The following is a 13,621-nucleotide window of genomic DNA, read 5'->3' on the forward strand; positions in this document are numbered from 1 at the left end:
CGGACACCATGGCCGACATCAACCGCCGTCTGGGCTGGCGCCATCTGCGCGGGGCTCCGACGGCGCACGTCAGACACCACCGGGACGGCCGGCTGGTGCACGACGGACCGGGGCTCAGCTTCTGGTTCCGCGCGCTCACCGCGGCGATCTCCGAGGTGCCGGTCGACGACCGCGAGCTGGCGATGACCTTCCACGCCCGTACGGCCGACTTCCAGGACGTGGTGGTGCAGGCGACGGTCACCTACCGGATCGGCGACCCGGCGGTGGCGGCCGCCCGCCTCGACTTCTCGATCGACCCCGACACCGGCGTCTGGCGCGGCACCCCCCTCGAACAGCTGGGCACGCTGCTCACCGAGACCGCCCAGCAGCACGCGCTGGACGTGCTGGCCCGGACCCCGCTGGCGGAGGCCCTGGTCGACGGGGTGACGGCGGTACGGGAACGGGTCGCGGCGGGGCTGGACGCCGAACCGCGGCTGCCGGCCACCGGGATCGAGGTGGTGGCCGTCCGCGTGATGGCGCTGCGGCCCGAGCCGGAGGTGGAGCGGGCGCTGCGCACCCCGGCCCGCGAGCAGATCCAGCAGGAGGCCGACCGCGCGACCTACGAGCGGCGGGCGGTCGCCGTCGAGCGGGAGCGCGCCATCGCCGAGAACGAACTGGCCAGCCAGATCGAACTGGCCCGCCGCGAGGAGCAGTTGGTCGACCAGCGCGGCACCAATGCCCGGCGCGAGGCGGAGGAGCACGCGGCGGCGGACGCGGTACGGGCCGAGGCGGAGGCCGCCCGCACGGTGAAGCTGGCGGAGGCGGAGGCCAAGCGGTCGGTGCGGCTCGCGGAGGCCGAGGCGACCAGGTCGGTGAAGCTCGCCGAGGCGGAGGCCAGGCGGTCGGTGCAGCTGGGCGAGGCCGAGGCGGCCCGCTCGGTCACGCTGGCGCGGGCCGAGGCCGAGGGCGCGCGGGAGGTCGGCGAGGCCCGGGCCGCGGCACAGGCGGCCTGGCTGCGGGTGCACGGCGAGGTGGACGTGGCCACGCTGCACGCCCTCACCGGCACCCGGCTCGCCGAGAACCTGCCGCGCATCGACAGCGTGACGGTGTCGCCGGACGTGCTGACGGGCCTGCTCGCCAGGCTGGGTGCCGGGGAGCCGGAGTGAGCGCGGCCCGCGGGCTCCCGGCCGGGGGCCGCCGCGTCCCGGGGGCGGCGCCGTGAGTCTCGCGCCGCGTGCCGTGCTCGTCCATCGGACCACGGAGTACGAGGAGTTGGTGGCCCGGCACGGCACGCACGGACAGGCCGCCTTCTTCCTCTCCTCGCGGGGCCGGGACATGGCCGAGGTCGCCGAACGGCACCACCGCACCCGGCGGGCGCTCACCGAGGTGGCCTCGGCGGTACCGCTGGCCTGGCGTCAGGCCCGGGTGGAACGGGCCGACCTGGACCGTTTCCTGTTCGCGCCGGAGGACGTGGTCGTGGTGGTCGGCCAGGACGGGCTGGTGGCGAACGTCGCCAAGTACCTGGACGGACAGCCGGTGGTGGGCGTCGACACCGACCCGGGCCGCAATCCGGGTGTCCTGGTACGGCACCGGCCGGAGCGGGCGGCGGCGCTGCTCGCGTCGGTGACCGCGCCGGGGACGGGGGTCGACGAGCTGACGATGGTCGAGGCGGTCGCCGACGACACGCAGCGGCTCGTGGCGCTCAACGAGATCTACCTGGGTACCGCCGGTCACCAGACCGCCCGTTACCGCCTGGGCCTCGAGGACGACGGGGGTGTCGTCGAGGCCCAGGCCTCCTCCGGGGTGCTGGTGGGCACCGGCACCGGGGCCACCGGCTGGCTGCGTTCGCTGTGGCAGGAGCGGGGCGCCCGGGTGCCGCTGCCCGCGCCCACCGAGGACCGCCTGCTCTGGTTCGTGCGGGAGGCCTGGCCGTCGCCGGCGACCGGGACGGCCCTGGTCGCCGGCGAGCTGTCGGCCTCGGCGGCCCTCACCCTGACCGTCGAGTCGGACCGCCTGATCGCCTTCGGCGACGGCATCGAGACCGACGCCCTGGAACTGACCTGGGGCCAGACGGTCCGGGTGGGGGCGTGCGCACGCAGGCTGCGGCTGGTCGGCTGACCGGGTCACCGGGTCACCGGGTCACCGGCAAGCGGCTCACCGGCGGAAGCCCGCCGCTCACCGCCGGTCGGTCACCGCCGGTCGGTCACAGCCGGGGGTCGACCGGTTCCGACTCCAGGGCCAGTACGCCGAACACCGCCTCGTGGACCCGCCACAGCGGCCCGCCGTCCGCGAGGCGGTCCAGGGCCTCCAGGCCGAGGGCGTACTCGCGGATCGCCAGGGACCGCTTGTGGTTGAGGAAGCGGTTGCGGAGCCGGGCGAGGTGGTCGGGGCGGGTGTACTCGGGGCCGTAGATGATCCGCAGGTACTCCCGGCCCCGGCACTTGATGCCGGGCTGGACCAGCCGGCCCTCCGCGTCGCGGACCACGGCGCCGAGCGGCTTGACGACCATGCCCTCGCCGCCCCGGCCGGTCATCTCCAGCCACCAGTCGACACCGGCCCGCACCGACTCCGGGTCGCCGGTGTCGACGTGGAGGCGGCGGGTGGTCTGCAGGAGCCCGGTCGGGTCGTGCTCCACCATCCGGTCCAGGAGGGCGAGTTGCTCGTCGTGCGGGAGCGCGGCGAGGCTGCGGCCCTGGACCGCGAGGATCTGGAAGGGCGCGAGGCGCACCCCGTCCAGGCCCTCGGTGGTCCAGCAGTAGCGGCGGTAGGCGTCGGTGAACGCGGCCGCGTCGGCGGCGCGTTCACGCTGCCGGTCGCGCAGCTCCGCCACGTCGACCCCGCGTGCCGCCGCGCTCTCCAGGGCGGCCAGCGCGCCCGGGAAGACCGCGCCGGAGGCGGCGCCCACGGCCGCGTACTGGGTGCGCAGCAGCCCGGAGGCCTTGAGCGACCAGGGCATCAGCTCGGCGTCCAGCAGCAGCCAGTCGGTGTCGAGTTCGTCCCAGAGGCCGGCGCCGTCGACCGCCGCCCTGATCCGGCCGAGGAGTTCCTCGGTGGCCGCCCCGTCGGCGAGGAAGGGGCGCCCGGTACGGGTGTAGAGCGAGCCGGTCGGGCCGGGCGGGACGCCGAAGCGCTGGTGCGCCACGTCCGCGTCCCGGCACACCAGCGCCACGGCCCGCGAGCCCATGTGCTTCTCCTCGCACACGACCTGGGCGACGCCGTCCCGCGCGTACTGGGCGAAGGCCTCGGCGGGGTGCTCCAGGTAGCCGTCCTGCCGGCTCGTGGCGGTGGGCGCCATGGTCGGCGGGAGGTAGGGCAGCAGGCGCGGGTCGATCGCGAAGCGGCTCATGACCTCCAGGGCCGCCGCCGCGTTCTCCTCGCGGACCGCCACCCGGCCGCCGTGCCGGGTCTCGACCGCCCGCCGGCCCTGGACGTCCGCGAGGTCCAGCGGCCGTCCGTCCCGGCCGCCGGGCGCCTCGGCGCGCAGCGGGCGGGCCGGCTCGTACCAGACCCGTTCGGCCGGTACGTCGACCAGCTCCCGCTCCGGCCAGCGCAGCGCGGTCAGCTTGCCGCCGAAGACGGCGCCGGTGTCCAGGCAGATGGTGTTGTTCAGCCAGCTCGCCTCGGGCACCGGGGTGTGGCCGTAGACGACGGCCGCGCGGCCCCGGTAGTCCTCCGCCCACGGGTAGCGCACGGGCAGCCCGAACTCGTCGGTCTCGCCGGTGGTCTCGCCGTAGAGGGCGTGCGAGCGGACCCGGCCGGAGGTGCGGCCGTGGTACTTCTCGGGCAGCCCGGCGTGGCAGACGACCAGGCGTCCGCCGTCGAGGACGTAGTGGCTGACGAGTCCGTCGATGAACTCCCGTACCCGGCGGGTGAACTCCTCGCTCTCGCCCGCCATCTGCTCGATGGTCTCGGCGAGTCCGTGGGTGTGCTGGACCTTGCGGCCCTTGAGGTGGCGGCCGTACTTGTTCTCGTGGTTGCCGGGCACGCACAGCGCGTTGCCCGACGCGACCATCGACATCACCCGGCGCAGCACGCCCGGGCTGTCCGGGCCGCGGTCGACGAGGTCGCCGACGAACACGGCCGTACGGCCCTCGGGGTGCACGCCGTCGGTGTAGCCCAACTTGGTCAGCAGGGACTCCAGTTCGCGGGCGCAGCCGTGGATGTCGCCGACGATGTCGAACGGGCCGGTGAGGTGGGTCAGGTCGTTGAAGCGCTTCTCGGTGGCGACCGTGGCGGACTCGACCTCCTCGACACCGCGCAGGACGTGCACCTTGCGGAAGCCCTCGCGCTCCAGGTGCCTGACGGAGCGCCGGAGTTCGCGGATGTGCCGCTGGATGACCCGGCGGGGCATGTCGGCCCGGTCGGTGCGGGCCGCGTTGCGTTCGGCGCACACGTTCTCGGGCACGTCGAGGACGATCGCGATGGGCAGCACGTCGTGCTTCCGGGCCAGCTCGATCAGCTGCCTTCTCGACTCCTGCTGCACGCTGGTCGCGTCGACGACCGTGCGGCGGCCGGCGGCCAGCCGCTTGCCCGCGATGTAGTGCAGGACGTCGAAGGCGTCCCGGGTGGCGCTCTGGTCGTTCTCGTCGTCGGAGACCAGGCCGCGGCAGAAGTCGGAGGAGATCACCTCGGTCGGCGTGAAGTTGCGGCGGGCGAAGGTGGACTTGCCGGAGCCGGAGGCGCCGACGAGGACGACCAGGGAGAGGTCGGTGACGGGGAGGACCCGTCCGGTGTGCTGTGTCTCGGTCATGCCGCCTTCGCCTCCTTCGCGGCGGACGTGGTGGTGCTGATCTCGAAGACGGCCATCTGGGTGGGTGGGCCCACCTCGGGGTCGTCCGGTCCGACCGGGACGAACGCGACCTCGTAGCCGTGGAGTTCGGCGATCCGGTGCGCCCAGGCGCGGAACTGCTCGCGGGTCCACTCGAAGCGGTGGTCGCCGTGCCGGACGTGTCCGGCGGGCAGGGTCTCCCAGCGGACGTTGTACTCGACGTTCGGCGTGGTCACCAGGACCGTGCGCGGGCGGGCGGCGCCGAACACGGCGTACTCCAGGGCGGGCAGCCGGGGCAGGTCGAGGTGCTCGATCACCTCGCTGAGCACGGCGGCGTCGTACCCCTTGAGCCGGTTGTCGGTGTAGGCGAGCGAGCCCTGGAGGAGCTTGACCCGGGCGGCCTGCCGTTCGCCCATGCGGTCGATCCTGAGGCGGCGCGAGGCGATGGTGAGGGCCCGCATCGACACGTCGACGCCGACGATCTCGGTGAAGGACGGGTCCTTGAGCAGGGCCTGCACCAACTGGCCCTGGCCGCAGCCGAGGTCGAGGACGCGGGCGGCGCCGGAGCGCTTCAGTACGCCGAGGATCGCCTCGCGCCGCTGCACGGCGAGCGGGGTCGGCCGTTCCTCCGTCCCGGTCTGGTCCTCGACGGCGTTGTCGATCTCCTCGACGTCGCTGTCGTCGGCCTCGGCGAGCCGCACCAGTTCCAGCCGCTCCATCGCCTGCCGGGTCAGCGACCAGCGGCGGGACAGGTAGCGGCTGGTGATGAGCTTGTGCTCGGGGTGGCCGGGCAGCCAGCCCTCGCCCGCGCGCAGCAGCTTGTCGACCTCCTCGGAGGTCACCCAGTAGTGCTTGGCGTCGTCGAGGACGGGGAGCAGCACGTAGAGGTGGCGCAGGGCCTCGGCCAGGGTCAGGGACTCCGACTCCAGGACGAGAGCGACGTACCGCGAGTCGCCCCACTGCGGGAACTCGCTGTCCAGGGCGATCGGTTCGGCGGTCACCGTCCAGCCGAGCGGCTCGAAGAGACTCCGTACCAGAGCTGGGCCGCCGCGGGCGGGCAGCACGGGCACCTCGATGCGCAATGGCCGTGGCAGGGACGGCACTTCGGGGCGGGCCCGGCACACGCCCCGTATGGCGCTGGAGAACACGCTGCTCAGCGCGACGGCGAGGAGCGAGGAGGCGGCGTAGGGGCGGTCGTTGACGTACTGCGCGAGTGCCGCGTCGGGGGCCCCGCCGCGTCCCTTGCCCTTGCCGCGCCGGACCAGCGCCACCGCGTCCACCTCCAGCAGCAGTGCCGCCGTGCAGCGATCCGCGTCCGCCCGGGGGTAGAAGACGTGCGCGATGCCGTAGGAGGTGGAGAAGGTCTGCGCGTTGTCGGGGTGCTTGTGCAGCAGGTACCCGAGGTCGGTGGCCGGGGAGGCGGCGGTGCCGCTCGTGGAGATCGTCAGGAACACATGTCCGAGTTTCGCGGCTCTGCCGCCGTCGTGACCACTTGTTTTACCCGCCGCCTCCCGGCCGGGCGGCCGGAAGGCGGGAACCAGGGGCGGGAACCGGGGCGGGAACCGGTGGTTACGACAGCTGGGACTGGACCTGGGCGGAGATCAGCTCCAGGTGGTCGAGGTCGGAGAGGTCGAGGATCTGGAGGTAGATGCGCCGGGAGCCGACCTCGGCGTAGCGGCCGATCTTCTCGACGACCTCGGCGGGGGTGCCGGCCAGGCCGTTCTCCTTCAGCTCGTCGACCTCACGGCCGATGACCGCGGCACGGCGGGCGACCTCCTGGTCGTCCTTGCCGACGCAGACCACGAGGGCGTTGGAGTAGGTCAGGTCGTCGCCCTTGCGGCCGGCGGTCTCGACGGCGGTGCGCACCCGGCCGAACTGGGCCTTGCTGTCGTCGACCGACGAGAAGGGCATGTTGAACTCGTCGGCGTAGCGGGCGGTCAGCCGGGGGGTGCGGGTGGCGCCGTGGCCGCCGATCAGCACCGGGATCCGGGCCTGGGCGGGCTTGGGCAGCGCGGGCGAGCCGGTCAGGTCGTAGTACGTGCCGTGGAAGTCGAAGGTCTCGCCGAGCTTGGTCTCCCAGAGCCCGGTGACAATCGCCAGCTGCTCCTCCAGACGGCCGAACTTCTCCTTCGGGAAGGGGATGCCGTACGCCTTGTGCTCCTCCTCGAACCAGCCGGCGCCGAGGCCGAGTTCGATACGGCCGCCGGACATCTGGTCGACCTGCGCGACCTGGATGGCGAGCACGCCGGGGAGGCGGAAGGTTGCGGCGGTCATGAGGGTGCCGAGGCGGATCCGCTTGGTCTCCCGGGCGAGCCCGGCGAGGGTGATCCAGGCGTCGGTGGGACCGGGCAGACCGTCGACGTCGCCCATCTTGAGGTAGTGGTCCGAGCGGAAGAAGGCGTCGAACCCGAGGTCCTCGGTGGCCTTGGCGACGGTGAGGAGGGTGTCGTAGCTCGCGCCCTGCTGGGGCTCGGTGAAGATGCGAAGGTCCATGCCCCCATCCTGCCTCCCCCTCGCCCCTCGGACCCCATCGGGACCAGCCACGATCGCCGCGCCGCGCCCGGCCGGCCACGGTCGGGTGAATGTCGTCACCCCCGGGGTCCGGGGGGCCGTGCGGGCCAGTGGCCGGGGTGTTCGGTGATCGTTGGTCCGGGTCAGCCGTCGTGGACTTCCTCGCGGGCCGCCAGCTTGCGCAGCATCTCCAGTACCCGGTCCCGGGACTCGTCGGCCGCGTCGATGGCCTCCATGCACTGCCAGTACGTCGCCTCGTCGACCGCGGCGCTGGCCATGCCGACCAGTGCGATGCCCGCCTCGGCGAGCAGGCCGCCGAGGCCGAGAAGCGTCTGGCGGGCGTCGTCCAGTTCGGTGAGCTGGGCGGCGCGCAGGGTGCCGGGGTCCAGGTCCGGGGTGCCCAGCACTCCGCAGCCCCGGCCCGCCAGCTCGGTCAGGCCCAGGGCCTCGCCGCGGAGCTCGGGCGGGCCGGAGACGGCCAGCCGGCTGCCGATCGCCTGGGCCAGGGCCTGGGCCTGCCACACCTCGGTCATCAGTTCCGGTACGCCCGCGCCCCGCGCCAGCGCCCGTCTGCTCGTCATGATGAGCCGCATCGCGTCCATCCGCCGCCCCGTCCCCGTCGATCCGAACCGCCGTGCCGCACTCAGTAGTTCACTACCCAGAGTGAAGGTTTGCGAGACGTAAAGCCAGAGGAAGGCGGAAATCTGCGGACAACAATTCGGACGCGAGCGGGGATTTGGCTACGGAGCGTTAATCAGGAGTGCACCGATCCTCCGGTCGACAGAATCTGATGAACTGTCAGACGGGCGGGAACCGCTTCTCGTTGCGGTCGATCTTCGCGTCCAGCGCGGCCAGCGGGTCGACACCGAGGACCTCGCAGAGCTGGAGCAGATAGGACAGGACGTCGGCGACCTCGTCCGTGACCCGGTGCGCGGTGCCGGGGTCGGCCATCACCCGGGACGACTCCTCCGGGGTCAGCCACTGGAAGATCTCGACCAGTTCGGAGGCCTCCACGCTGAGCGCGGACACCAGGTTCTTGGGGTTGTGGTACTGCTGCCAGTCACGGGCGGCGGCGAACTCGGCCAGTCTGCGCTGGAGTTTCGCCACGTCGAGGGGTTCTTCGGTCACGTGTCCAGGTGTACCACTGTGATCGCCCCGGTTCCCTCGGCCACCGCGGGATCGCTCACCGCGCCGACCAGGCGGATATGGCCGCGCTCACCCATCAGCACGGCGGTGCGCAGGAGTTCGGCGCGCTGGCGGGGGTCGAGGCAGCGGTCGAAGCCGTCGGCGAGCACGGTGAGACCGCGCATCGCGTCGGGGACCTCGCCGGGCGCGTCGACCTCCAGGACACCGGGCCCGGTGAACAGGACCAGGGCGAGGGCCAGGTAGCGCAGCTCGCCCTCGCCGAGCCGGGCCAGCTCCGTACGGCGGCCGTCGCCGCGGTCGAGCACCGCCCGTACCGTGCCGTCGCGAAGCGGCTCGGCGAACAGGTCGGCGACCGGGCCGGCACAGCCGGTGCGCACCGATTCCACGAGCTGGGCGTGGCGCCGGCCGCACTCGGAGCGGGTGCGCCACAGGACGTCGGCGAGGTTGTCGCAGCCGCGCAGCAGGCGCCCGGAGCCGGTGAGGACGGGGGTGCGCATGCCCTCGGGCCGCGGATCGCAGGGGAACACCGAACGCAGGGCGACGACCATCTGCTCGGCCGCGGCGAGGACCCGCCGCTGTCCGTCCGTCTTCCCGGCGACGCGCAGCGGCAGCAGCGCGGTGCCGAGCCGGTCGTCGGGGAGCGGGGCCCGGGTGACCGGGGCGGAACCGGCGGTGTGCCAGGCGGCCTGCACGGCCCGCCGGCCGGGATCCCGCAGCGCGGTCTCCAGCAGCACCACACCGGCGGCGGTCAGCCGCTCCCCCACGATGCGCAGCTCGGGCTCGGCCTGTACGGCGACGTCGAGCCGTACCGGTCCTTCGGGGCCGTCGGCGGTGCAGCCGATGCGGAAGCCGCGCCGCCGCTGCGCGTCGGGCCGGGCCCGTTCCGGCACCAGCGCGACCGGGTCCGGGAACACCTCGGCGAGGTCGGCGCCGCCGGCGAGCCGGGCCAGCGCCTCGTACGCCGCGAACACGGCCGACTTCCCGCTCCCGCTGGGCCCGGTGAAGAGCGTGACCCGCCCCAGCGGGAAGCTCGCGCCGCGGTGCCGGGCGAACGCGGACAGCCGCAGCTCGGTGACCCGGGGCCGGGGGTCCCGGCGGGGCGTGGGAGCGGCGACGGCGGGGGGCGCGGCTTCGCCGTCGGGCAGGGGCGAGCGCGCACGCGGCACCCGCTCCGAGGACCGGTGGGTTCCTGCGGACCGGTCCGATCCCGAAGACCAGCCGGAGCGTGCGGACCGGTCAGATCCGGAAGACGGGCCGGAGCCCGAAGACCGGTCGGAGCCTGCGGACCGGTCGGATTCCGAAGACCGGTCGGAACCTGCGGACCGGTCGGAACCTGCGGACCGGTCGGAGCCTGCGGGCGGGACGGGTGAGGAAGCGGTGGGGGCGGGCATGTCCGGACGGTAGGACTCCGCCCGCAGCCGAACCGTTCCGCCCTCCGGACCTTCCTACGATCGAGGGACCCGCCCGTCGGCCACGCGAGCCGTTCACCCTCGCGGAACGGCTCCCGGAGGCACCGCTCGCCCGCCGCGGGCTCAGCCTCCCGAGGCCCCCGCGCCCTGCATCAGGCCGCTGACCTCCGTGCCCGGCGGGGTGAGGAGGAAGACGTTGCGGTCGACCCGGTGCATCCCGCTGGCGAGCCCGAAGACGACGCCGGTGCTGAAGTCGAGGACGCGCTTGGCGGTCTCCGACTCGGCGCCGGTGAGGTCGAGAAGGACCGGTATCCCCGCCATCAGGGTCTCGGCGACCTCGCGGGCGTCGGCGAAGACGTTGACCCGCAGCACCACGAAACGGCGCCGCGCCGCGGTCTCCGCGTCCGGCAGCGCGCGATGGCCCACGGCCGAGGGCCAGGCGTCGCGACCCCTCAGCGGCACGACCTGGGCGAGCCCCTCCCACTGTTCATCGGTGACGTCGTAACGGCTCACCGGCTCCCCCCGACCTGACTCGCACTTGATGCCTGCACCACCCAATTCTTACGCCAAGTCACCCGTTCGGCCCAACAACGACACGAAGCGCGAACGCATCCGCGCGCCAGATCGGCACAGAGGCGGATTTATTCTCACCATTCCGCCGATTGCCACGCATTGGCGGCTTCTTACTGCCCTCACACCGGACTCTTCACCTCCTGCGACACCCCGCTCACCGCCCGCGATTACCGTCCGGTGCGTGCACTTGGCAGAAACACAGCAGGTGACACCCGGCCGGCGGACACAGTCGGCGGTGTCCGCCGCACCGGGGGACCCCGGGGCCCCGGCGCAATGGCACCGCGTCCTGACCGTCCTCGCCGATGTCAGCCTCTTCATCGGAACCCGGTCGGTGTGGACGCAGGCGGCGACCCACCATCTGGTGCTGGCGGCCGTGATCTCGGTCTGCTACGCCTCGATCCTGGTGACCGGCGTACTGGCCCTGACGGTCCGCCGCACCCGCTCCCTGGCCCGTCTGGACCTGCTGGTGCTGGTGACCGCCGTGGCACTCGTCGTGTGCGGCTGGGCACTGAACCACGGCGGCGGCGACGAGGGCGCCCTGACCACCCAGGCCGCCCGGGAACTGGTGGCCGGCCACGCCGTATACGGGCAGCCCTGGCCCTGGCTGTTCCACGACACGGGCATCGCGCTCACGCCGACCACGGGCGGCGGCTACGACTACACGTACGGCTATCCCCCGCTGGCCCCGCTGCTGACCGCCCCGCTGCTGTGGCTCGGCCACCACAGCGCCCCGGCGACGGCGGTGTGCACGGGTGCGCTGATCGCCGGCACGGTCGCGCTGTGGCGGATGCTGCCGGCGCCGTGGCGGTCGGCGGCGACGATGGCCTGCCTGGGGTTCGGGTTCCTGCCGACGTACGCCCGGGTCGGCTATCCGGCGGTCGTCGGGCTGGCGCTGCTGATCCCGGTGGCGGTGCGCTGGCCGCGGATCGGGCGGGGCGGCCGGCTGGGCACGGCCGGGATCGCGCGGGCCGCCTGCCTGGGGGCCGCGTGCGCCGCGCAGCAACTGCCGTGGTTCATCACGCCGTTCCTGCTCGCCGGGATCTACGCGGTGCGGCGCGGGGAGCTGGGCGGCCGGGCCGCCGGCCGGGTGACCCTGCGGGTCGCGGGCGTGGCCGTGACCGTCTGGCTGCTGATCAACACGTACTTCATCGTGTCCGAGCCCCGGCACTGGCTGGGCGGGATCGCGCTGCCGCTGACCCAGGGGGCCGTGGTGCACGGCCAGGGCCTGGTGGGCATCACCCTGTACTTCACCGACGGCAGCGACCGCATCGACTGGTACTCGCACGCGAGCATGCTGCTCGCGGCGGCGCTGCTCGCCCTGTTCGTGCTGTTCGTACGGCGCCTCGGCCCGGCCGCGACCGTGCTGCCCTGGCTGGCCTTCTTCCTGGCGACCCGGTCCCAGGACGGCTACTACCTGATGATGACCCCGCTGTGGCTGGCGGCGGCCGTCACCGCGCCGCTGTCGGAGTTCGAGCGTGCCTGGCAGCCCCGGCCGGCCTTCCTGACCGGGCCCCGGCGCCGTCCCGCGCTGGTCGCGGCGGTCGCGCTGCTGCTCGCTCCGGCGCTGGTGAGCGCGGCGCTCGCGGTGTCCGGGCGGCCGCCGCTGCGGATGGAGATCACCGCGCTGCGCCGGGCGGGGCACTCGGCGGGCACGGTCCGGGCGATGACGCTGCGCGTGGCCAACACCGAGGGCGTGCCCCTCACCCCGCACTACACGCTCACCACCGGCCAGGGCATGAACATGTACTGGCTGCTCGCGCACGGTCCGGCGACGATCCCCGCGCACAGCACCGCGACCGTCGAACTCGTCCCGCCGAAGGGCCGCTTCTCCGTCCCCGCGAAACCCGGCACCCGAATCCGCCTGCGCGCCTTCACGGCCACCCCCCAGACCCTCTCCAGCAAGTACGTCCGGCTGACCAGGACGACGGGCTAGCCGAACCGCCCCCACGCGGGGCCGCGCAGCGCCACGAGGGCCGGAGGGGAGGCGCCGGGCGCCCGCTCAGGCCGTCGTCCGGGTGAAGCGGAGGGTGGTGGTGATCGTGGTGGGGCCGCCCATCATGCGGAGTTGGTTGAAGGTGAGGCCGAACTCCTCGCGTGCGACGGTGAACTCGGCCTCCAGGGTGAGCGCGTCGGCGTCGGCGGAGACCAGTTTCGCGGTGACCTGCTGCGGCCGGCTGATCCCCCGCACGGTGAGCTGACCGTCGACCCGCACCACGTCGCCCTCGCGCCGCTCGGCACCGCGCACCGCGAAGGTGATCTCCGGGTGGTGGTCGGTGTCGAAGAAGTCGGCCGAGCGCAGGTGGTCGTCGCGCTTCCTGTTCCCGGTGTCCAGGGTGGCGGCGTCGACGGACAGGGTGCCGGTGGCCGTGCCGTCCGCGGCGACCTCGCCCCGGCCACCGACGCCCGCGAAGGCGCCCTTGACGGTGACCAGGCCCCAGAAGGACTTGTGCCGCACGGCGACGGCGGAGGCGGTCGGGTCGAGCCGCCAGAGGCCGGTCTCCACGGTGACGGTCATGGCCGTACTCCGATCACTTGACGATCACTTGATGGTTCAAATTTGGATGACTGGCACGCTAGCCCAATATTCAAATTTGGACAACAGGTAGACTTGACGCCATGGCCGCCTCCCAGGAACACCCCGCCGAGCTGCCCGAATGCCCGTCCCGCACGGGCGGCGGACTGCTCCCGGCCGAGCTGCGCGCCTGGATGCTGCTGCTGGCGGCGACGGGGGCGGTGGAGCAGCGGCTGCGGTCGGCCGTCAAGGAGACGCTGGACGTCTCGCACGACGAGTTCCTGATCCTGTGCCTGCTCGCCGAGTCACCGCGCGAGGGCCTGCGGATGACCAGGACGGCCGAACTGCTGGGCCGCCCCAAGACCCGTCTGACCTACCAGATCGCCTGCCTCCAGCACGCCGGCCTGGTCACCCGCAAATCCGTCTGCGGCGACAAGCGCGGCGTCGAGGTCGCCCTCACCGACAAGGCCCGCCGGCTCCTCCAGGCGGCCTCCGCCCCGCTCGCCGAGACGGTCAAGGAGGCCCTCGCCCACGTCGTCGGCCCCGAGCAGCGCGAAGCCCTGTGCGCCCTCGCCCCGGAACTCGCCCAGGAACGCGCACCGGAGCCCTCCCGCGAACTCGCCCCGGACGAGCGCTGACCGCCCGAATCCGGCCACTTCAGCCACGGGAGGCACAGGTCACAACCACGGAGAGGGCAAGCTCACAGCCCCGTCACCCGTGCGG

12 protein-coding genes are annotated in these 13,621 nt (G+C 73.4%); 4 read left to right on the plus strand and 8 right to left on the minus strand.

All coding sequences use genetic code 11. The features are described 5' to 3' along the window. The first annotated feature begins 8 nt into the window (after positions 1–8). Together ACZ619_RS36980 and ACZ619_RS36985 are read left to right on the plus strand one after the other, a co-directional pair. Positions 9–1,145, plus strand: a complete 1,137-nt coding sequence (locus ACZ619_RS36980; protein WP_469608691.1) for an SPFH domain-containing protein — start codon at positions 9–11, stop codon at positions 1,143–1,145. Positions 1,146–1,197: 52 nt separating this feature from the next. Continuing rightward, complete coding sequence (locus tag ACZ619_RS36985; protein WP_469608693.1) at positions 1,198–2,097, plus strand: hypothetical protein; 900 nt, start codon at positions 1,198–1,200, stop codon at positions 2,095–2,097. Positions 2,098–2,182: 85 nt separating this feature from the next. Here the strand turns inward: ACZ619_RS36985 and ACZ619_RS36990 are convergent, their stop codons facing one another. The 7 genes from ACZ619_RS36990 to ACZ619_RS37020 form a co-directional block, all read right to left on the minus strand. After that, a complete protein-coding gene (locus tag ACZ619_RS36990) occupies positions 2,183–4,729 on the minus strand; it encodes a polynucleotide kinase-phosphatase (protein WP_469608695.1) in 2,547 nt (848 codons plus the stop codon). Continuing rightward, on the minus strand, positions 4,726–6,201 hold the full coding sequence (locus ACZ619_RS36995) for a 3' terminal RNA ribose 2'-O-methyltransferase Hen1 (RefSeq protein ID WP_469608698.1): 1,476 nt from the start codon (positions 6,199–6,201) through the stop codon (positions 4,726–4,728). The genes ACZ619_RS36990 and ACZ619_RS36995 overlap by 4 nt, the downstream gene beginning before the upstream one ends. A gap of 115 nt (positions 6,202–6,316) precedes the next feature. Continuing rightward, a complete protein-coding gene (locus ACZ619_RS37000; RefSeq protein WP_469608701.1) occupies positions 6,317–7,240 on the minus strand; it encodes an LLM class F420-dependent oxidoreductase in 924 nt (307 codons plus the stop codon). A 161-nt stretch (positions 7,241–7,401) separates the two neighbouring features. Continuing rightward, entirely contained in the window at positions 7,402–7,860 is a 459-nt protein-coding gene (locus tag ACZ619_RS37005) for a DUF6099 family protein (RefSeq protein WP_469608702.1), read from the minus strand. Between the two features lie 196 nt (positions 7,861–8,056). Next, on the minus strand, positions 8,057–8,386 hold the full coding sequence (locus ACZ619_RS37010; RefSeq protein ID WP_469608705.1) for a nucleotide pyrophosphohydrolase: 330 nt from the start codon (positions 8,384–8,386) through the stop codon (positions 8,057–8,059). Continuing rightward, complete coding sequence (locus ACZ619_RS37015) at positions 8,383–9,549, minus strand: AAA family ATPase (protein WP_469608833.1); 1,167 nt, start codon at positions 9,547–9,549, stop codon at positions 8,383–8,385. Before ACZ619_RS37015 ends, ACZ619_RS37010 begins: the two co-directional genes overlap by 4 nt. A 387-nt stretch (positions 9,550–9,936) precedes the next feature. Then, complete coding sequence (locus ACZ619_RS37020; RefSeq protein ID WP_469608707.1) at positions 9,937–10,326, minus strand: cell division protein SepF; 390 nt, start codon at positions 10,324–10,326, stop codon at positions 9,937–9,939. 241 nt (positions 10,327–10,567) lie between these two features. On the opposite strand from ACZ619_RS37020, the gene ACZ619_RS37025 reads away from it, so the two are divergent. After that, positions 10,568–12,319, plus strand: coding sequence for a hypothetical protein (locus tag ACZ619_RS37025; RefSeq protein ID WP_469608710.1), 1,752 nt, complete (start codon positions 10,568–10,570; stop codon positions 12,317–12,319). Between the two features lie 66 nt (positions 12,320–12,385). Here ACZ619_RS37025 and ACZ619_RS37030 read toward each other — a convergent pair whose 3' ends face one another. After that, positions 12,386–12,901, minus strand: a complete 516-nt coding sequence (locus ACZ619_RS37030; RefSeq protein WP_469608713.1) for a YceI family protein — start codon at positions 12,899–12,901, stop codon at positions 12,386–12,388. 101 nt (positions 12,902–13,002) lie between these two features. Between ACZ619_RS37030 and ACZ619_RS37035 the strand changes: the two genes are divergently transcribed. Beyond that, positions 13,003–13,536 carry a MarR family winged helix-turn-helix transcriptional regulator gene (locus ACZ619_RS37035; protein ID WP_469608714.1) on the plus strand — a complete coding sequence of 178 codons (534 nt, stop codon included), beginning with the start codon at positions 13,003–13,005 and terminating at the stop codon, positions 13,534–13,536. The last annotated feature ends 85 nt before the right edge of the window (positions 13,537–13,621 follow it).

Source organism: Streptomyces sp. NPDC104367 (genome assembly GCF_055583825.1).

Coding starts and splice junctions, on each gene's coding strand:
- ACZ619_RS36980 (WP_469608691.1), top strand. CDS start 9: ATGGCCGACATCAACCGCCGTCTGGGCTGGCGCCATCTGCGCGGGGCT.
- ACZ619_RS36990 (WP_469608695.1), bottom strand. CDS start 4,729: ATGACCGAGACACAGCACACCGGACGGGTCCTCCCCGTCACCGACCTC.
- ACZ619_RS37000 (WP_469608701.1), bottom strand. CDS start 7,240: ATGGACCTTCGCATCTTCACCGAGCCCCAGCAGGGCGCGAGCTACGAC.
- ACZ619_RS37005 (WP_469608702.1), bottom strand. CDS start 7,860: ATGGACGCGATGCGGCTCATCATGACGAGCAGACGGGCGCTGGCGCGG.
- ACZ619_RS37030 (WP_469608713.1), bottom strand. CDS start 12,901: ATGACCGTCACCGTGGAGACCGGCCTCTGGCGGCTCGACCCGACCGCC.
- ACZ619_RS37035 (WP_469608714.1), top strand. CDS start 13,003: ATGGCCGCCTCCCAGGAACACCCCGCCGAGCTGCCCGAATGCCCGTCC.